Raw genomic sequence first — 17,415 nt, 5'->3', positions numbered from 1 at the left:
GCTGCTCCGGTGAGCCGCTCTCCCGATCCGGTCCTGCATCCGCTGCTGTCGGGACGGTGGAGCCCGACGACGTTCGACCCGACGGACGTGATCCCGGCATCGGAGGTCGACCTCCTGCTCGAGGCGGCCCGGTGGGCCCCGTCGGCGGGCAACTCGCAGCCCTGGGCGTTCATCGTCGGACGGCGCGGGGACGCGACCCACGGACGGTTGGTCCGCCACCTCGCCGGGAGCTCCGCTGCCTGGGCCCCCACCGCCGGGCTGCTGATCGCCAACCTGGCCCACCGTTCCGTCGAGGGCACCGACTGGGAGTACTCGGAGTTCTCGCTGTACGACCTGGGCCAGGCGGTGGCCCACCTGACCTTCCAGGCCGCGGCTCTCGGACTGTCCGTCCGCCAGTTCCGCGCCTTCGACCGCGAGGCCCTCGCGAGCGAGTTCTCCGTCCCGCACCACTGGGAGGTCACCACGATGGCGGCCATCGGGCGCGTCCCCACGGCAGGGCGCGCAACGCGCCAGGGGAAGCACGACGGCGGGCGACCGGACCGGCAGCGCCGTCCGCTCGGCGAGCTCCGCTGGGGCCCCGCCTGACGCGTCCGCGGCACGGGCCGAGAGGGTCGCGAGGACCGTGCCGGCGGGGGTCAGGGCCGGCCGGTCGTTCCCGTCGGCGTGCCAGGGGCCGTCGTCGAGAGGGGTGGCACGGCCACCCGGCAGGCGGCCGTCCCACCGGGCAGGCGGTACCGGTGGGCGGCCACCAGCCGGTAGACCGACGGCGCGACCCACCGGATCGGCGGGATCGAGAGCAGCACGCCGAGGAGCCGCAGCGCCCGCCAGGCTCCACCGGCCGCGCGGAGGGCGGCGGCCACCGCCGGAGCACCTCCGGTCACGGCACCGTCGGCGCTGACCCAGAGCACCTCACGTCGAGCTCGTTCCGTGGTCGCCCCCACCGCGGCGAGGTCGAACGACTGCCAGGGGATGACGGCGCAGTCGGCGGGAAGGATCCGTCGGGCCACGGCGGCACAACGGCTGCAGAACGCGCAGTCGCCGTCGAAGACCAGGCTGGGCACGGACACCTCCTCAGGGCCAGCGGCCGCCCGGGAGTCTGTCGGCGAGACGGGGCGGTGTCCACCACCGGGCCGCGCGGTGTCCGGGGGATGGTCGCCAGGACCACCGCCCCGACGGCCTCGAGGCGGTGGTCGGGCCGGCAGGACCGACGCCTCAGGTGTCAGCGGCGCTCGACCAGGAAGATCGGGAGGCGGCGCTCGGTCTTGCGCTGGTAGTCGGCGTAGTCGGGGAAGGCCGCGACCGCGCGCTCCCACCACTCCTCGCGCTCGGGGCCGTCGAGCTCCCGCGCGACGCCGTCCCACGGCTCGGGCCCGTCCTGGACGGTGACCTGGTCGGGAGCGGCACGGAGGTTCGCGACCCAGGCGGGGTTGGTGGGTGCTCCGCCCTGCGAGCCGACCATCAGGTAGGCGCCGTCCTTCTCCACCTTCATGAGCGGCTGCTTGCGCACGTTCCCGCTCTTCGCCCCCCGGGTGCTGAAGATGACGACCGGCAGACCGCGGTCGAGCAGCGTGTTGCCCTCCCGGCCCCCGGTGCGCTCGTAGAGCTCCACCTGGTCGCGGACCCACTTCTGCGGACTCGGTACGTACTCACCCTGCAGCGGCATGAGCCGAAACTATTGCGTCCGCCGCCGCCCGTCCTGCGGAGCGGAGAAGTCGATGGCGTGCGGGACGAAGAAGCTCAGGTTGTCGGTGATCAACCCGTCGCTCTCGCGGATGCCCAGCCCGGCCGGCTCGCCGTCGACGACCCACGCGCCCAGCACGGGGTGGTGCGGGCCGTCCACGCCGGCGAAGTCCGGCAGCGGCGCGAACTCCTGCACCACGAAGCCCTCGGTGCCGTACCGCCCGGGCAGCTGCGCGGTCACCGCGCCGTCCCGCACGATCGCCACGTTGGCGCCCTCCCGCCCCCACAGCGGCTTGCGGACGTAGGTCTGCCAGGACGACGGCATCTCGTCGGCGAAGTAGGCGGGCAGCAGGTACCGCCCGAGCACCGGGTCGCTGCCGAACAGCTGCCAGAGCACCGGCAGCAGCGCCTTCGTGCTCCACAGCATCTTGTAGGCGGGCTCCACCCACGTCGTCCCGCCGGGGCGCATCCCGTCGGCGAGCACGGCCGGGCCGAACTCGTCCTCGATCAGCCACTCCCAGGGGTAGAGCTTGAAGACGACGTCGAGGTGGCGCCCCTGCGGGTCGTAGAACCGCCCGTCGCCCGAGTCCAGCACGATGTCCTCGACGACGAGCTCGATCGCCTCGTAGCCGGCCTGCACCACGGTGTCCATCAGGTAGGCGACGGTCATCCGGTCCTCGCCGGACGTCTCCTCGCTGGTCCACGCCAGGTGCACCCGCGGCCGGACGCCGGTACGCCGCTCCCACTTCGTCAGGTTGCGCTGCCAGGCGGCGACGAGGGTGTCGTGCAGCGCGTTCCACTGGTCGCGCCCCTGGCCGGTGAACAGGTGCCAGTTCCACTGGGTCACGGCGGACTCCACCAGGCCGGTGGGAGTGTCGGCGTTGAACTCCAGCAGCTTGGGCGGGCCCTCGCCGTCGTAGCGCAGGTCGAACCGGCCGTAGATGCTCGGCGGCTCCTCGGCCCACGTGCGGCGGATCGACGGCCGGGCCATCGGCGGGATGTGCAGCCGGTCGAACAGCTCGTTGTCGACGACGTGGTCGCCGGCGGCCACGCACATCTGGAACAGCTGGCGCACGGCGCCCTCGAGCTCCTCGATCTCGGCCATGGAGAAGTCGTAGAACGGGCCCTCGCGCCAGTAGCTGCGCACCTCGCCGCCGGGCAGGTGGGTGCGGTTGTAGACCAGGCCCTGCGACTCGATCTCCGCCTCCCAGCCGGGGCGGACGATCCCGCTCTCGATCCGTCTCAACGGTTCAGCTGCCGGCGCCCGTACCGGCCCTGTCGCCGATCCCGCTGCCGATGCCGCCGCTCACCCGCTGGCCGGTGCTCACCTTGCCCGTGGCGGGCAGGCCGGCGCGCTGCCGGGCGGCGGAGTCACCGGGGTTGATCCGGGTGCCGCCCGAGGGCAGGACGGTGCCGACCGGGAGCCCGGGACGGAAGCCGCCGAGGTAGAGGAAGAACAGCCCGCCGCCGAGGCCTCCGCCGCGGTCGTCGTCGCAGAGGTCCTCGTCGACGATCTCGCCGTTCTCGTCGGTGCAGTAGGCGACCTGCTCGTCGTCCTCACCGCCCGCGCCGCACCCCGCCATGAAGCCGGTCGCGGCGGTGGCGAGCACCGTCGTCGTGAGGGCGGCGCGGACGCGGTTGGAGACCGCCATGGACGTGTTCCTCCTCGGGTTGCCCCTGACAGTAGGACCTCCCCCGGCGGAACCGCTCGGGTCCTCCCCCGGGGCCCGCCCGGGTGCCTGCGTCGTGCCCTCGGGTCGCGGAGCCCACCCCCGGGATGGCACCGTTCCCAGGCGGCCGGATCCCCGGACGCGCAGCGAGCCGCCCGGCCCGGGCGAGGACCACGGAGGACCACCGCGCATGAGGTACCGGGAGAGCGGCAGCCTGGACACGTCCGGGGTGCGGGACGCCCGGGGCGGGGGCGGTCTGCGCGGCGGCGGGGGCCGGGGCCTCGCGGTGGGTGGCGGCGGGCTGGGCATGGTCGGGCTGGTCGTCGTCGTCCTGCTGCAGGTCCTCGGTGACGGCGGAGGCGGTGTCCCCACCTTCTCGGGCCTCGGCCAGGACCAGTCCGTGGACAACTCGGCGCTGGCGCAGGAGTGCCGGACCGGCGCCGACGCCAACGACTCGGTCGAGTGCGCCGTCGTGGCCGACGTCGAGTCCATCCAGGACTACTGGACCGGGGTGCTCGGCGGGCGGTACGAGCGCACCGAGACGACCTTCTTCACCGGCTCGATCCAGACCGCCTGCGGCGCGGGGTCGAGCGGGTCGGGGCCGTTCTACTGCCCGGCCGACCAGCTGGTCTACATCGACCTGACCTTCTTCGACCAGCTGCGCGAGCAGTTCGGCGCCCAGGGCGGGCTGTTCGTCGACGCGTACGTCCTCGCCCACGAGTACGGCCACCACGTGCAGAACCTGCTCGGCACCAACGCTCGGGTCACGCCCGGCGAGAGCGGGCCGACCAGCGGCTCGGTGCGGCTGGAGCTCCAGGCGGACTGCTACGCCGGCGCGTGGGCGACGCACGCCGAGACCGTGCCCGACGACTCGGGTCAGCCGCTCATCGCCGACATCACCGACGACGACATCGACCGGGCGCTGGATGCCGCCGCCCGCATCGGCGACGACTACATCCAGGAGAACCTCGGCAGCGGGACGGTGGACCAGGAGGCCTTCACCCACGGCAGCTCGGAGCAGCGGCAGAAGTGGTTCCGCACCGGCTACGAGACCGGTGACCCCGCCCGCTGCGACACCTTCGCGACCGACGACCTCGGATGAAAGAGAACCTGCCGCTCCGCCGCGAGGGGCACACCGCCGTGCTGACCATCGACCGGGCCGCGAAGCGCAACGCGATGACCGCGGAGATGTGGGCGGCGCTCCCCGACGTGCTGGCCGGGCCGGCGGCCGACCCCGAGGTGCGGGTGCTCGTGGTGACCGGCGCCGGGCCGAGCTTCTGCGCCGGCGCCGACATCGCCGGGCTGCTGGGCGGCCCGGACCCGCAGGACCCGATGGCCGAGGTGCGGGCGCACAACCTCGCGGCGCAGGCGGCGCTGCGGGCGTTCCCGAAGCCGACGATCGCGATGATCCGCGGGCACTGCATCGGCGGCGGGGTGGAGATCGCCGCCTCGTGCGACCTGCGCTTCGCCGACCGCTCCAGCGTCTTCGGGGTCACGCCGGCGAAGGTCGGAATCGTCTACCCGCCGTACTCGACCCGGGCCCTGGTGGACCTGGTCGGCCCGGCGACGACGAAGTACCTGCTCTTCAGCGGCGAACTGCTCGACGCGGACGACGCGCTGCGCACCGGCCTCGTCGACCGGCTGGTGGAGCCCGCCGACCTCGAGGACGAGGTGCGCCGGTTCGCCGAGGTGCTCGCCGCCCGCTCCGCGCTCACCCAGCGCGCCACCAAGGAGATCGTGGCCGCGCTCACCGCGGAGGGCGACGCCGAGGCGCTCGCCGCACCGCGGTACCGGGAGACGATCAGCGCCGGTGAGCTGCCGGAGGGGGTCGCCGCCTTCGCCGAGCGACGCCCGCCGCGCTTCGGCTGGACAGGCTGACCCGCCGATCCCGTTTCACCGCCCGTACGGGAGGGGTACCACCCCGTCGCGGCGCTCCCCACGGGGTCTGCCCGGACCGACATCGCTGTCGTGCCCCGGCGCCCCGTCGCCCCTGCCCTGACGCATGGATGCGTCGGGCGACGAGACCGGTCACGGCCTCCCCTGGATCAAGAAGATCACCTTCCAGGTGTGGCGGTACCGCTCGGGGGTAGCGCCTTCCTGACCACGAGAACTGCCCACGAACACTGCCGAGGAGGACCGATGACTCACTCCATCGACGCCCCGCTGCCCCCGCCCACCAGCACGGCGGGGAGCACGGGCCAGAGCTCGCCCAGCAAGGCCGACGTCGCCAAGGACGAGGCCAAGAACGTCGGCCAGACCGCCGCCCAGGCCGGTAGCCAGGTCGCTTCGACCGCTGCCGACCAGGCCAAGGAGGTCGTGCACGAGACCCAGCGCCAGGCGCAGGACCTGCTCAAGCAGGGCCAGTCGCAGCTCAAGGACCAGACGGTCGCCCAGCAGCAGAAGGCCGCCCAGGGCCTGAGCTCGCTGGCCACCGAGCTGCGCGGCCTCGCCGACGGCACCAGCCAGGGCGCCCCCGGGCCGGCCCGGGACCTGCTCCAGCAGGCCTCCGGCTACATCGAGACGTTCGCCGACAAGCTGCAGAACCGCGAGCCGGCCGAGCTCCTCGACGAGGTCCGCAGCTTCGCGCGGCGTCGTCCGGGCATGTTCCTGCTCGGTGCGGCCGCCGCCGGCATCGTCGCCGGGCGGCTGACCAGCGGCGTGCGCGCCGCTCACAGCGACTCGTCGTCCTCGGGCAGCGCGGGCACGTACCCGAGGACGAACTACGTGGACTCGACGCCGACCTACTCGGACACCACGTCCACCTACACGGGCACCAGCGCCACGTACTCGACGGCCGGCTCGGCGCCGCTGCCGCCGCCCCCGTACGGCACGGTGCCGCCGGAGGGCAGCGTCGTGCCGCCGACCACCCCGGCCGGCTGGGACGACCCGGCGCGGCGCCCCGGTGGGGTGGGCTGACGCATGTCCACCCCCTACTCGGGAGCCACCCCCGCAGGCGGCCAGCCGGGGTACGGCGGACCGATCGACCCGTCGACCGGTCAGCCCTACGCCGCAGGCTACGGCTCGAACCACGCCGTGAGCGGTCAGATCGGCACGCCCATGACCGATGATGGTCACCCCGACGTCGAGGGCACCTCGGTCGGCGCGCTGATGGGCGAGGTCGCCAAGGACCTCTCCACCCTCATGCGCCAGGAGCTCGAGCTGGCCAAGGCCGAGCTCAAGGCCGAGGCGGTCAAGGCCGGCACCGGCGCAGGCCTGTTCGGCGCAGCCGGCTTCGCCGCCTACTTCATGGTCCTCTTCCTGTCCGTGGCCCTGTGGTGGGCGCTGTCCCACCTCGTCGGCCACAGCTGGTCGGCGCTGATCGTCGCCATCCTGTGGGGCATCGTCGCCGCGGTGTCCGCGCTGATGGGCAAGAAGAAGTTCCAGCAGGTGAATCCGAAGCCCGAGCGCACCGTCGACACGCTGTCGCAGGTGCCCGGCGCCCTCAAGCCCAACTGACCACGCCGACCTCCCACACTCCCGAAGGAGTCGCAGACATGACCAGCAGTGATCCGGACGTCATCCGGCGGCAGATCGAGGACACCCGGCGCGAGCTCAGCTACGACGTCGACGCCCTCAACGAGAAGGTCAACCCCGCCCGTGTCGTGGACCGGCGCATGACCGCCGCGAAGGGGCGCGTCGCCGGCCTCAAGGACAAGGTGATGGGCACCGCCCACGACACCCGTCAGTCCGCCCACGGGGCCGCCGGTTCCGTGCAGGGTGCCGCTAGCAACGCAGCCGGCACCGTGCAGGACGCCGCGTCCAGCGCAGCCGACGCCATCCAGAACGCTCCCGACGCGGCCATCCGGCAGACGCAGGGCAACCCCCTCGCCGCCGGGCTGATCGCCTTCGGGGTCGGCTGGCTGGTGTCCAGCCTGCTGCCGGCCACGCAGAAGGAGCAGCAGCTCGCGCAGCAGGCCGAGACGGCCGTGCGCGAGAACAAGGACGCCCTTCTGGCCCCGGCCAAGCAGGCCGCCCAGGAGATCGGCGACCAGCTCAAGCCGGCCGCCCAGGACGCCGTCGAGTCGGTCAAGTCCACCGCCCAGGACGCCGCGGAGACCGTCAAGAGCGAGGGGCAGTCCGCTGCCCAGGACGTGCAGGGCCAGGCCCAGCAGTCCAAGGAGACGGTGCAGAACCAGTAGTCCGGCACCTGATACACCCGGGTCCCCGACCCGACAGCACCGCGCCCCGCCGGGTCCGCCCGGCGGGGCGCAGTGCTGTCCGGACCGCCCGCCTCACCCGGTCGGGTGAGGCCGGGGCCGGCAGGGCTGCTGCGGCCGCCGCGGGACGCCGACGTCCGGGACATGACCGCCGCCGTCCTGGACCGGGGCCACCCGGCCGCCGCGTGGCGGGCGACGCTGCGTGGCCCTGTCCCCGCCACGCTGCTCACCCTCCTCGCGGTGGCGGTCCTCGCCACCGGCGTACTGCCGGTCGTCCGCCCCGGCGCGGTGCTCGCCGGTCTCGCGGCGGCCGCGCTCGCCGTGGGCACCGACTGGCTCACCCGCGCGACGCCGTCGGCCGTGCGCACCGTCGTCGTCCCGCTCGCCGGGACGGCGTCGGTCGTGCTGCTGCACGCCGGCACGCAGTCGCCGGCGCTGTTCCTGCTGGCCCTCGCTCCCGCGAGTGCTCTGGCGGGCACCGCGCAGCACCTGGGCCGGCAGGCCCGCGCCATCGACCGGCTCCAGACCGAGCAGGCCGCACTGCTCGAGCAGGTGCAGAGCCGCGCCGACGAGCTGGACCAGGCCTCGCGCATCCTGGCCGCCCGCGCCCAGACCATGACCAGCGTCATCGACGCCGTGACCGAGCAGTCGATCATCGGCACCGACCCCGACGGCACGATCCGCGTCTGGAACCCGGGCGCGGAGAAGCTGCTGGGCCTCCCCCGTGCCGACGTCGTCCGCCGCCGCTCGATCCTCGACTTCCACCTCGCCGAGGAGCTCGAGGACGCGCTCGGGCACGCCGACGACGTCGACGGGCTCCGCGCGCTCGTGCAGACCGCCGAGGAACAGGGCAGCGACGTCCGCGACTGGACCTACGTGGGCGCCGACGGCCGTCAGCGCACCGTCTCCGTCGCCGTCACCCCCCGCACCGACGACCGCGGCGTGCACGCCGGCTGGAACTTCGTCGGCACCGACATGACCGACGTCCGGGCCACCGAGCGGATGAAGGACCAGTTCGTCAGCCTGATCTCCCACGAGCTCCGCACCCCGCTGACGTCGATCCTGGGCTACCTCGAGCTGGTCCTCGACGACGACGACCGGACGCTGACCGACGAGCAGCGGCAGTACCTGGCGACGGTGCAGCGCAACGCCGACCGGCTGCTGCGCCTGGTGGGCGACCTGCTGTTCACCGCGCGCGTCGAGGCCGGCCAGTTCACGCTGCAGTCCGAGGACGTCGACCTGGTCGCGATCGTGCGGGCCGCCGAGGACACCGCCCGCGTCGCCGCCACCGGCGCCGGGGTCGAGCTGCGGGTGGAGGCGCCCGCCGAGGGCCTCGTCGTCGCCGGTGACCCGGTGCGGCTGGGCCAGGCCTGCGACAACCTCGTGTCCAACGCCGTGAAGTTCACGCCCTCGGGCGGCTCGGTGACCCTCGCCGTCACGACCGGCTGGCAGTCCCCCGACGGCGCTGTGACCCCCGACGAGCGCCCCGGTGCGGTGCCGGTCGCCCAGCTGGCGGTCCGCGACACCGGCATCGGCATCCCCAACGACGAGCAGGGCAAGCTCTTCACCCGGTTCTTCCGCGCCTCCACCGCCCAGCGCAACGCCGTCCCCGGCGTGGGTCTGGGCCTGTCGATCACCAAGGCCATCACGACCGCGCACGGCGGCACGCTGGACCTGGTCAGCGTGGAGGGCGAGGGAACCACCTTCACCCTCACGCTCCCCCGCGACATCCGCTGACGACGACGCCAGAAGCGCCCCCGCCCCCTCCCGGGCCGGGGGCGCTCTGCTTTTCCGCAGAAAAGCAGCCCGCTTCTCCGCGGAAAAGCAGCCCGCTTCTCCGCGGTAAAGCAGGGTTTCTTTTCTTGCGGATTCCTTGCGGATTCCGGGCGGGTGGCCTGCGGAAGGGCCTCCAGAGTTCTCCTTGTCGCCGGATAGGCCGGTGGCACGGACACAGGGAGAACGACATGAGCGCCACCTCCACCACCCGCAAGGTCGTCGGCTCGCTCGGCGTCATCGGCGCGGCCGCTGCCGTCGCCGGCATGGGCACCTTCGGTTCCTTCACCGACAGCACCACCCCGGTCGCCACGACCATCAACTCCGGCACCGTCTCGATCGACCTCGCCAAGGCCTCGACTCTCGACTTCGCCGCCGCGGACCTGATCCCCGGCGACTCGGTCACCCGCACCTACACGCTGAAGAACGACGGCAGCAGCGACCTCGGCACCATCAGCCTCGCCTCGGCCGCCACCACCAGCAGCGTCCTCACGACGGACGTCATCAACGGCCTGCAGCTGTCGGTCCGGTCCTGCCCCGTCGCCTGGACCCAGAGCGGCAACGCCTTCACCTGCGCCAGCGGTGAGAAGACCCTCCTCACCTCGGGCCCTGCGGTGAGCACGGGCACCCTGAACGCCCCCGCGTCCCTGGTCGCCGGCAAGTCCGACAACCTGGCGATGACCTACGCGCTGCCGCTGTCCGCCGGCAACGAGTTCCAGGGCAAGCAGGCCGCCTTCAGCCTCACCTTCACCGCCACCCAGCGCACCGCGCCGGCTGCGCGCTGACCCGGCTGATCCGACCGGAGATCACACCATGACCGCCGTCCTCCCCGTCCGTGGCCCGGGGGCAGCACAGCTGCTGCCCCCGGCCGAGGACACCCGTTCCGCGCACGACCGGTTCGCCGGTCCGGCCCGCACGCTGGGCCTGCTCGCCCCGTGGCTGGTCCGCGCGGTGGTCGGGCTGGCCGTCGCGGTCTTCGCGTTCCTCGCCGTGGGCCCCCACGTCCTCGGCTACCGCACCATGACGATGCTCACCGGTTCCATGGCCCCGATGATCGAGCCCGGCGACGTCACCGTCGTCACCCCGATCGCCGTCGAGGACGTCACCGAGGGCATGGTCATCACGTACCACCAGCCGATCGGCGACCGCTCGATCGTCACCCACCGGGTGATCGAGGTCGACCGCAGCGCCGACGGCCGGGTCAGCGTCCGCACCCAGGGCGACGCCAACGAGGCGGCCGACCCGTGGACGGCGACCCTCGAGGGCGACACCGCCTACCAGGTCCGGGCCGTGGTGCCCGAGCTCGGCCACGCCATCCAGGCACTCCGCGCCCCCGTCCTCACCCAGACGCTGCTGTACGGCGTCCCGGCCCTGCTGGCCGGCTGGGTGCTGCTCACCATCTGGCGCCCCACCCCCGAGACCACCGACGAGGAGGACCTCTCGTGAACCGCCTCCGCCGTTCCGCCGTCCTGCTCGGCCTGACCGCCGCCGTGATCGTGGGCAGCAGCATCCCGGCCTCGGCCACCTTCACCGACGCCGTCTCCACGAACACCGCCGTGCTGCAGGCCGGCACCGTCGCCGCGCCCGCCGCGGTGACCGTGGACGACTACTGCTCCACCACCTCCTACAGCTACTGGAACGGCACGTCGACCGTCACGGTGACCGACTACTGGTACAACGCCACCGTCAGTTGGCCGGCCAGCACCACCCAGCGCGGCGTCACCGGCTACCGGGTCATGGCCCACCTGAACAACGGCCAGTCCGTCGTGATGGGCGAGACCGGTACCACGAACCGCTCGGTCAGCGCCCGGGTCGACCGCGGCTACCTGGGCTACCAGCCCCGCGTCTCGGTCATCACGCTGACCAGCTACGGCTGGACGACCGAATCGGCACGGACGGCGGTGCTGACGTGCTGACCGCCCTCGTCGTCGACGCCGACGCCCTCGCCCGCCGCCGGGTCATCGGGCTCCTCCGCCTCGGCGGGTGGGACGCCCAGGAGGCCCCGGACGTGGCCACCGCCCGGCACCTGGCCGCCGCCACGCCGCACGACCTGGTCGTCACCGACGTCACGGTCGCCGGGGACGACGGGCTGGAGCTGCTCCGCCGGCTGCGCCGCGACGGCTCCCGGGCCCGCTTCCTGGTCGTGACGGCGCAGCCGTCGCCGACCACGTCCGCCGAGGCCGCGGACGCCGGTGCGTGGGCCTGCTTGCCCAAGCCCGTCGACCCCGACGCGCTCCTCGACTTCCTGCGCAGCCGGACCACGGGGCCGGCTGCGCAGGGGAACCGCTACGAGATCCACGAGGTCGACGACCTGCACGAGGTCGACCTCGACGACCACCTGCTGGACCGACTCCAGGAGATGTACGTGAACGCACTGCCGGACCGCGTGTCGGCCATCGACATCCACACCCGCGAGGGCAACAGCCCCGCCGTGGCCTCGGCCGCCTACACCCTGGCCGGCACCAGCGGCCAGCTCGGGCACCCCGAGGTCGCCTCCATCTGCCAGGCGATCGCCACCGATGCCCGGCGCGGCGTCCTGGCCCACTCCCGGGTGCAGCACCTGCACGCACTCGCCGGCGTCTGAAGAAGGAGAACGCGCGAGCCCCCGCACCGTCCGGTGCGGGGGCTCGCGCGTTCGGTGGATTCAGGCGGCGACGAGGCGGTAGCCGACGCCGCGGACCGTGCGGATCTCCGGGGAGCTCAGTCCGGCGGCGACCAGCTTCCGGCGCAGGTTGGACATGTGCGCCTCGACCAGCCGGAGGTTGCCCTCCCAGTCGGTCTGCCAGACCTCGCGCAGCAGCGTCTCGCGCTGCAGCACCCGGCCCGGGCGGGAGGCCAGCGCGGCGAGCAGGTCGAACTCGGTGCGGGTCAGGTCGACGACGGCGCCGTCGACCCGCACCTCCCGGGTCTCCTCGTCCACCTCGAGCTCGGCGAGCCGGCGGACCGACTCCTCGGCCGCGGCCGCCGGCTGCGGGGCCGGCGCGGTGCGCGGGAACCGCAGCATCGCCTGCACCCGCGCCACCAGCTCGCGCGGGGAGAACGGCTTGGCCATGTACCCGTCGGCGCCGACGGCCAGCCCGATGAGCAGGTCGACCTCCTCGGCGCGCGCGGTGAGCATGAGGACGTAGCAGGCGGTCTCGGCGCGGATCTGCCGGCACAGCTCGGTGCCGTCGGTGTCGGGGAGCCCGAGGTCGAGCACGATGAGGTCCGGCGGCTCGCGCCGCACCTCCGCCATGCACTCCGCTCCGGTGCCGACCGCGCGCACCTGCATCCCGGCGCGCTCCAGGACGGTGGAGACCAGGGTGCGGATCTCCTCGGTGTCCTCCACGACGAGCACGGACCCAGCCACGATCCTCCTCCTCCTCCGATACCTCTTCACGGGCCCGCGACCGATGAGTCGGGGTCACCTGGGTGAGTGATCGGCCTGCGCGCCGCGCAGCTTGAGCCGAGCGGGGACGACGCGGCGCCGTGGGCTCACCCCTCCGGGTGACGCCGGGTGCGCCCGGCTCAGCAACACCCTCGCGGGGGCCGTTGCCGAGTGCGGGGCACGACGTGTCCTCCTCCCCCCGGGGAGGTGCTCACCCGCTGAGGAGCTGGCATGGACGGCGACGTCCGCGTCCTGGTGGTCGACGACGACCCCGACATCGCGCAGTTCGTGCGCACCGTCCTGACGAAGGCCGGGATGCACGCGGTGGCCTGCCTCGACCCGTTGGAGGCCCTGGCCCTCGCGGCCCGCGAGCCGTTCGACGCCGTCGTCACCGACATCGAGATGCCGGGCATGAACGGCCTGGAGTTCCTCGGCCGGCTGCGCGAGCTGCAGACCGACCTGCCCGTGGCCGTCATGACCGCGCACGCCTCGGTCGACTACGCCGTCGAGGCACTGCGCCGCGACGCCGACGAGTTCCTGGTCAAGCCGGTACGCCGCGACGACGTGGTCGCGACCGTGCGCCGCCTGGTCGAGCTCGGCGCCGCCCGGCGGGCCACCACCCGGCACCAGACGGTGCTGGCCATCGGTGCGCACCCCGACGACGTGGAGCTCGGCATCGGCGGCACCCTGGCCGCGCACCGGTCCGCCGGTGACCAGGTCGTGATCCTCACCCTGTCCCGCGGCGCCCGCGGCGGCGAGGCCGGCGACCGCATGGGCGAGTCCATGGCCGCGGCGGAGCTGATCGGCGCGCGACTGTTCATGGAGGACCTCGAGGACACCCGCATCAGCGAGTCCGACCCGACCGTCTCGATCATCGAGCGCGTCGTCGCCCAGGTGCAGCCGACCATCGTCTACACCCACTCCGCGCACGACCGGCACCAGGACCACCGCGCCGTCCACCGCGCGGCCACCGTCGCCACCCGTTCGGTGCCGACCTTCGCCTGCTACCAGAGCCCGTCGGCGACGGTCGACTACCGGCCCACCCGGTTCGTGAGCATCGACGGCTTCACCGACACCAAGCTCGCGCTGCTGGCCTGCTTCGGCTCGCAGTCCGGCATCCGCAGCTACATGCAGGACGACTTCGTCCTCGCCACCAGCCGCTACTGGTCCCGCTACGGCGGCGGCCGGTACTGCGAGCCGCTCGAGGTGATCCGCGAGGCCAGTGGCGTCGTGGGTGCCCAGAGCGACGCCCGCTCCATCCCCGTCCAGTCCTCGAACTTCACGGAGCGCTCCGGTGTCTGACTCCTCCCCCGTCCGCGTGCTGGTGACCGGTGCCGGAGGCCCCGCGGGCATCGCCGTCCTCCGGTCCCTCGCCCGCCGTCCCGACGTCACGCTGCTGGCCGCCGACATGGACCGCTACGCCAGCGGCCTGTACCTGGTCGACCCAGGCGCCCGCTTCCTGGTGGAGCCGGGCCTGGCCGACACGTTCGTCGACTCGCTGGTGGCGCTGTGCGAGCGGGAGCGGGTCGACGTCCTGTTCTCCACCGTGGACGTCGAGCTGCCGCGCATCGCCGCCGAGCGCAAGCGCCTGGACGCCATCGGCACCGCGCTGGCCGCCCCGAGCCTGGAGACCCTCGAGGTCTGCCTGGACAAGTTCGCGCTGGCCCGCCGCTGCGCCGACGTGCTGCCCACGCCGCGCACCGAGCTGCTCGGCGCCACCGACCCCGCGTCGTGGGACTACCCGGTGATCGTGAAGCCGCGCCGCGGCGCCGGTTCCCGCGGCGTGCACCAGGTGGACGACGCCGAGGCGCTGCGCGCACTGGGCGCCGACGAGGACACGCTCGTGCAGGCGCTGCTGCCCGGCGACGAGTACAGCGTGGACACGCTGGCCGACGCCGACGGGCACGTGGTGGCTGCGGTGCCGCGCTCGCGCCTGCGGGTCGACTCCGGCGTCTCCGTGGCCGGCTGCACCGTGGCCGACCGCGAGCTCGAGCAGACCGCCCGCCAGGTCGCCGAGGCGATCGGCCTGGTCGGGGTGGCCAACGTGCAGCTGCGCCGCGACGCCGAGGGGCGCGCCGCGCTGCTCGAGGTCAACCCGCGCTTCCCCGGCGCGATGCCGCTCACCGTGGCTGCCGGCGTGGACATGCCCTCCCTGGCGTTGGACCTGGCCCTGGGCCGGCCCCTGCCGGACGCGGTGCCCTTCGCCGAGGTGGCCGTGGTCCGCTACCTCGAGGACGTCTTCCTCGACCCGGCCGACGCCCTCCCCGCCCCGTCCGACGGGACCCGGCCGTGACCGCCGCCCTGCTCCGCACCGACCACCACGTGCACTCGACGTGGTCCGACGACGCGGTGAGCACCACCGCGGCGAACCTGGCCGCCGCCCGCGACGCCGGGCTGGCCAGCATCCGCATGGTCGACCACGTCCGCACCTCCACGACGTACGTGCCGGAGTTCCTGGCCGAGGTCGCGGCGCTGCCCCCGGTCGAGGGCCTGGAGGTCCTCACCGGGGTCGAGGCCAAGATCCTCGACTCCTCCGGCCGGCTCGACGTCCCGTCCGACCTCGTGGTAGGGGACGGCGGCGTGGACCGCGTGCTCATCGCCGACCACCAGTTCCCCGGGCCGGACGGTCCGTGGAGCCCGCGGCGGACCAGGGAGGAGATCGACGCGGGACTGCACCCGCAGGACGCCCTCGACCTCCTCGTGACGGCGACCGTGCGCGCGATGGGGCAGGTGCCGCGCGCCCAGCTCGCCCACCTGTTCTCGCTGCTGCCCAAGATCGGGCTGCACGAGAGCGCGCTGTCCGACGAGCACCTGAGCGCGATCGCGACGGCCGCCGTCCGCACCGGGACGACGGTCGAGGTCAACGAGAAGTGGCGCTGCCCCGGCCCCCGCGCGGTGCTGGCGTTCGCCGTCGCCGGCGTGACGCTGGTCGGCTCCACCGACAGCCACGAGGCGTCGTCGGTGGGCCGCTACTCCTGGGTCGCCGGCAGCGTCACCACCGAGCACCTGGCGGGCGTCCGATGACCGACGTCCTTCCCGACCTGCCCGGCCTCGGCCGGGACGTGCTGGTCGGCGTCTTCCTGCTCTTCGTCGGCTTCGGCGCGATCCCCGTGCTGGCCGGGCTGGCGCAGTTCCTGCTCATCCCCGTGCACGCCGTGCGCAACCACTACCGCGAGACCGGGCCCTACCTGCCCAACGTGGCGGTGCTGGTGCCGGCGTGGAACGAGGCGGCCGTGCTGACCGCCTCGGTCGAGCGGCTCATGGCGCTGGACTACCCGCCGGACCGGCTGCGCGTCTTCGTCGTCGACGACGCCAGCACCGACGACACCCCCGCCGTGATGGCGCGGCTCGCCGACCGCTTCCCCGGGCGGGTCGTGCACCTGCGCCGCGAGAAGGGCGGCGAGGGCAAGGCGCACACCCTCAACCACGGGCTGCGCGAGATCCTGGCCGACGACTGGATGGAGGCGCTCCTGATCATGGACGCCGACGTCATCTACGCGCCGGAGTCGCTGCGCAAGATGACCCGCCACCTCGCCGACCCCACCGTCGGCGCGGTCACCGCCTACATCCGCGAGGGCAGCGAGGACACCCGCGGCGTCACCCGCTTCATCGGGTTCGACTACCTGGCGGCCCAGGCGGCCTCCCGGCGGGCGCAGAACGTCGCCGGCGCGATGGCCTGCCTGGCCGGCGGCGCGCAGCTGCACACCCGGGAGAACCTGGAGGCCATCGGCGGCCAGATCGACACCTCGTCGCTGGCCGAGGACACGGTGACCACGTTCCGCACCCAGCTGGCCGGGCGCCGCGTCGTCTTCGAGCCGCACGCCCGCGTGCTGGCCGAGGAGCCGGCCGGCATCGACGCGCTGTGGAAGCAGCGGCTGCGCTGGGCGCGGGGCAACGTGCAGATCACCTCGATGTACCGCCACCTGTGGTTCCGGAAGTCGGTGCACCCGGGGCTGGGCGGCTTCTTCTTCGGCATCTTCTGGTTCGCGATCCTGCTGCTCCCCGTGGCGATGCTGCTGACCTCGATCGGCCTCGTCGGGCTCTACCTGCTCGACAGCGACCTGGCGGCGTCGGTGTTCGGTGCCGCGGTCTTCGTCCCCGTGGCGACCTTCGTCTTCATGGTCACCATGACGATCTCGGTCGACCCGCGGGTCGGGCTCAAGGTCTGGAAGGAGGCGCTGCTCTTCCCGGGCGCCGTCTCCTTCGCCGTGCTCATCGGAGCCACCTTCCCGCCGCTGGTCCCGGGAAGTGCCGGCGACAGCAGCGGCTGGACGCTGTTCGTCTACAGCTGGCTGGTGCTCTGCGTGCCGATGGCCTTCCTGGTCCGCAAGCTCGAGCTCACCCGCTGGGGCCGCCGGCTGGCACCGATCGGGCTCTACCTCGTCGGGTTCGGCCCGATGATGTGCGCGATCACCGTGGACGCCTACCTCAAGGAGTTCCGCGGGGCCGCGATGACCTGGGACAAGACCGAGAAGACCGGAAGGGTCATGGCATGAGCAGGGGACGTACCACCAGCGACCGGGCGGCGGCTGCGGTCACGGCGAACCTGGCCTCGCGCCCGTACCGTGTCTCGCCGCCGGTCGTGCTGACCGCCGCCGAGCTCGCCGCCCGCGGCGGGGTGCTGCCCGTGTGGGCCGACCCGATGGCGATGGCCGACGAGACCGAGGTCGACCGGCTCCAAGAACGTCGGCTCTACGCCGGCCTCGCCGCGGCGATCGCCGTCGTCGTCCTGCTCTGGACGGTCCGCGCCCTGGTCATGTGACCCCCG

At 73.4% G+C, this 17,415-nt stretch carries 21 protein-coding genes; 16 read left to right on the top strand and 5 right to left on the bottom strand.

Annotated features, from left to right (window positions below; translation table 11 throughout):
• The first annotated feature begins 9 nt into the window (after positions 1–9).
• Positions 10–585, top strand: coding sequence for a nitroreductase family protein (locus DQ239_RS15985; RefSeq protein WP_113835416.1), 576 nt, complete (start codon positions 10–12; stop codon positions 583–585).
• A gap of 50 nt (positions 586–635) precedes the next feature.
• On the opposite strand, the gene DQ239_RS15980 is transcribed toward DQ239_RS15985, so the two are convergent.
• From DQ239_RS15980 to DQ239_RS15965, 4 genes are all read right to left on the bottom strand, one after another.
• A complete protein-coding gene (locus DQ239_RS15980) occupies positions 636–1,061 on the bottom strand; it encodes a DCC1-like thiol-disulfide oxidoreductase family protein (RefSeq protein WP_233489356.1) in 426 nt (141 codons plus the stop codon).
• 158 nt (positions 1,062–1,219) lie between these two features.
• Positions 1,220–1,663, bottom strand: coding sequence for a nitroreductase family deazaflavin-dependent oxidoreductase (locus DQ239_RS15975; protein WP_113835414.1), 444 nt, complete (start codon positions 1,661–1,663; stop codon positions 1,220–1,222).
• A gap of 9 nt (positions 1,664–1,672) precedes the next feature.
• Complete coding sequence (locus tag DQ239_RS15970; RefSeq protein ID WP_233489354.1) at positions 1,673–2,926, bottom strand: glutathionylspermidine synthase family protein; 1,254 nt, start codon at positions 2,924–2,926, stop codon at positions 1,673–1,675.
• Between the two features lie 4 nt (positions 2,927–2,930).
• Positions 2,931–3,332: a hypothetical protein gene (locus tag DQ239_RS15965; protein WP_113835413.1), complete on the bottom strand. Its 402-nt coding sequence runs from the start codon at positions 3,330–3,332 to the stop codon at positions 2,931–2,933.
• Between the two features lie 208 nt (positions 3,333–3,540).
• Between DQ239_RS15965 and DQ239_RS15960 the strand changes: the two genes are divergently transcribed.
• The 10 genes from DQ239_RS15960 (at position 3,541) to DQ239_RS15920 (ending at position 11,864) form a co-directional block, all read left to right on the top strand.
• Positions 3,541–4,452: a neutral zinc metallopeptidase gene (locus DQ239_RS15960; RefSeq protein WP_113835412.1), complete on the top strand. Its 912-nt coding sequence runs from the start codon at positions 3,541–3,543 to the stop codon at positions 4,450–4,452.
• Positions 4,449–5,228 (top strand): enoyl-CoA hydratase/isomerase family protein, encoded by a 780-nt coding sequence (locus DQ239_RS15955; RefSeq protein WP_113835411.1) that lies wholly within the window; start codon positions 4,449–4,451, stop codon positions 5,226–5,228. The genes DQ239_RS15960 and DQ239_RS15955 overlap by 4 nt, the downstream gene beginning before the upstream one ends.
• A 261-nt stretch (positions 5,229–5,489) precedes the next feature.
• Positions 5,490–6,266, top strand: coding sequence for a hypothetical protein (locus DQ239_RS15950; RefSeq protein ID WP_113835410.1), 777 nt, complete (start codon positions 5,490–5,492; stop codon positions 6,264–6,266).
• 3 nt (positions 6,267–6,269) lie between these two features.
• Positions 6,270–6,806, top strand: coding sequence for a phage holin family protein (locus DQ239_RS15945; protein WP_113835409.1), 537 nt, complete (start codon positions 6,270–6,272; stop codon positions 6,804–6,806).
• 38 nt (positions 6,807–6,844) lie between these two features.
• Positions 6,845–7,489, top strand: a complete 645-nt coding sequence (locus tag DQ239_RS15940; RefSeq protein WP_113835408.1) for a DUF3618 domain-containing protein — start codon at positions 6,845–6,847, stop codon at positions 7,487–7,489.
• A 162-nt stretch (positions 7,490–7,651) separates the two neighbouring features.
• On the top strand, positions 7,652–9,244 hold the full coding sequence (locus DQ239_RS15935; protein WP_147252146.1) for an ATP-binding protein: 1,593 nt from the start codon (positions 7,652–7,654) through the stop codon (positions 9,242–9,244).
• A gap of 227 nt (positions 9,245–9,471) precedes the next feature.
• On the top strand, positions 9,472–10,065 hold the full coding sequence (locus DQ239_RS15930; RefSeq protein ID WP_113835406.1) for a TasA family protein: 594 nt from the start codon (positions 9,472–9,474) through the stop codon (positions 10,063–10,065).
• A gap of 28 nt (positions 10,066–10,093) precedes the next feature.
• The gene (locus DQ239_RS15925) at positions 10,094–10,726 is read left to right on the top strand and encodes a signal peptidase I (RefSeq protein WP_199583065.1); all 633 of its coding nucleotides are present in this window, start codon (positions 10,094–10,096) and stop codon (positions 10,724–10,726) included.
• Complete coding sequence (locus DQ239_RS20150; RefSeq protein ID WP_147252145.1) at positions 10,723–11,196, top strand: hypothetical protein; 474 nt, start codon at positions 10,723–10,725, stop codon at positions 11,194–11,196. Before DQ239_RS15925 ends, DQ239_RS20150 begins: the two co-directional genes overlap by 4 nt.
• On the top strand, positions 11,190–11,864 hold the full coding sequence (locus DQ239_RS15920; RefSeq protein WP_147252144.1) for an Hpt domain-containing protein: 675 nt from the start codon (positions 11,190–11,192) through the stop codon (positions 11,862–11,864). The genes DQ239_RS20150 and DQ239_RS15920 overlap by 7 nt, the downstream gene beginning before the upstream one ends.
• A gap of 60 nt (positions 11,865–11,924) precedes the next feature.
• On the opposite strand, the gene DQ239_RS15915 is transcribed toward DQ239_RS15920, so the two are convergent.
• Positions 11,925–12,629: a response regulator transcription factor gene (locus DQ239_RS15915; RefSeq protein ID WP_233489352.1), complete on the bottom strand. Its 705-nt coding sequence runs from the start codon at positions 12,627–12,629 to the stop codon at positions 11,925–11,927.
• 249 nt (positions 12,630–12,878) lie between these two features.
• Here DQ239_RS15915 and DQ239_RS15910 point away from each other — a divergent pair, with 249 nt between their 5' ends.
• Genes DQ239_RS15910 through DQ239_RS15890 form a run of 5 tightly spaced genes read left to right on the top strand, consistent with a single transcriptional unit; the run spans position 12,879 to position 17,409 of the window.
• Positions 12,879–13,949, top strand: coding sequence for a response regulator (locus DQ239_RS15910; RefSeq protein WP_113835404.1), 1,071 nt, complete (start codon positions 12,879–12,881; stop codon positions 13,947–13,949).
• The gene (locus DQ239_RS15905) at positions 13,942–14,940 is read left to right on the top strand and encodes an ATP-grasp domain-containing protein (protein WP_113835403.1); all 999 of its coding nucleotides are present in this window, start codon (positions 13,942–13,944) and stop codon (positions 14,938–14,940) included. The genes DQ239_RS15910 and DQ239_RS15905 overlap by 8 nt, the downstream gene beginning before the upstream one ends.
• A complete protein-coding gene (locus tag DQ239_RS15900; RefSeq protein ID WP_113835402.1) occupies positions 14,937–15,671 on the top strand; it encodes a PHP domain-containing protein in 735 nt (244 codons plus the stop codon). Before DQ239_RS15905 ends, DQ239_RS15900 begins: the two co-directional genes overlap by 4 nt.
• On the top strand, positions 15,668–17,143 hold the full coding sequence (locus tag DQ239_RS15895) for a glycosyltransferase (RefSeq protein ID WP_113835401.1): 1,476 nt from the start codon (positions 15,668–15,670) through the stop codon (positions 17,141–17,143). Before DQ239_RS15900 ends, DQ239_RS15895 begins: the two co-directional genes overlap by 4 nt.
• Entirely contained in the window at positions 17,140–17,409 is a 270-nt protein-coding gene (locus tag DQ239_RS15890; protein ID WP_113835400.1) for a hypothetical protein, read from the top strand. Before DQ239_RS15895 ends, DQ239_RS15890 begins: the two co-directional genes overlap by 4 nt.
• Positions 17,410–17,415 lie beyond the last annotated feature (6 nt).

The sequence above is a fragment of the Blastococcus sp. TF02-09 genome, from assembly GCF_003319105.1.
In the GTDB taxonomy this organism is placed as follows: Bacteria; Actinomycetota; Actinomycetes; order Mycobacteriales; family Geodermatophilaceae; genus Blastococcus.
Note: the sequence above shows the minus strand (reverse complement) of the source record. Positions and strands in the feature narration are given on the sequence as shown.

What these genes read in the sequence shown, in the direction of transcription:
- DQ239_RS15910 (WP_113835404.1), top strand. Translation starts at nt 12,879, where the DNA reads ATGGACGGCGACGTCCGCGTCCTGGTGGTCGACGACGACCCCGACATC.
- DQ239_RS15975 (WP_113835414.1), bottom strand. Translation starts at nt 1,663, where the DNA reads ATGCCGCTGCAGGGTGAGTACGTACCGAGTCCGCAGAAGTGGGTCCGC.
- DQ239_RS15950 (WP_113835410.1), top strand. Translation starts at nt 5,490, where the DNA reads ATGACTCACTCCATCGACGCCCCGCTGCCCCCGCCCACCAGCACGGCG.
- DQ239_RS15945 (WP_113835409.1), top strand. Translation starts at nt 6,270, where the DNA reads ATGTCCACCCCCTACTCGGGAGCCACCCCCGCAGGCGGCCAGCCGGGG.
- DQ239_RS15890 (WP_113835400.1), top strand. Translation starts at nt 17,140, where the DNA reads ATGAGCAGGGGACGTACCACCAGCGACCGGGCGGCGGCTGCGGTCACG.
- DQ239_RS15965 (WP_113835413.1), bottom strand. Translation starts at nt 3,332, where the DNA reads ATGGCGGTCTCCAACCGCGTCCGCGCCGCCCTCACGACGACGGTGCTC.
- DQ239_RS15930 (WP_113835406.1), top strand. Translation starts at nt 9,472, where the DNA reads ATGAGCGCCACCTCCACCACCCGCAAGGTCGTCGGCTCGCTCGGCGTC.
- DQ239_RS15935 (WP_147252146.1), top strand. Translation starts at nt 7,652, where the DNA reads ATGACCGCCGCCGTCCTGGACCGGGGCCACCCGGCCGCCGCGTGGCGG.
- DQ239_RS15895 (WP_113835401.1), top strand. Translation starts at nt 15,668, where the DNA reads ATGACCGACGTCCTTCCCGACCTGCCCGGCCTCGGCCGGGACGTGCTG.
- DQ239_RS15960 (WP_113835412.1), top strand. Translation starts at nt 3,541, where the DNA reads ATGAGGTACCGGGAGAGCGGCAGCCTGGACACGTCCGGGGTGCGGGAC.
- DQ239_RS15940 (WP_113835408.1), top strand. Translation starts at nt 6,845, where the DNA reads ATGACCAGCAGTGATCCGGACGTCATCCGGCGGCAGATCGAGGACACC.
- DQ239_RS15955 (WP_113835411.1), top strand. Translation starts at nt 4,449, where the DNA reads ATGAAAGAGAACCTGCCGCTCCGCCGCGAGGGGCACACCGCCGTGCTG.
- DQ239_RS15925 (WP_199583065.1), top strand. Translation starts at nt 10,094, where the DNA reads ATGACCGCCGTCCTCCCCGTCCGTGGCCCGGGGGCAGCACAGCTGCTG.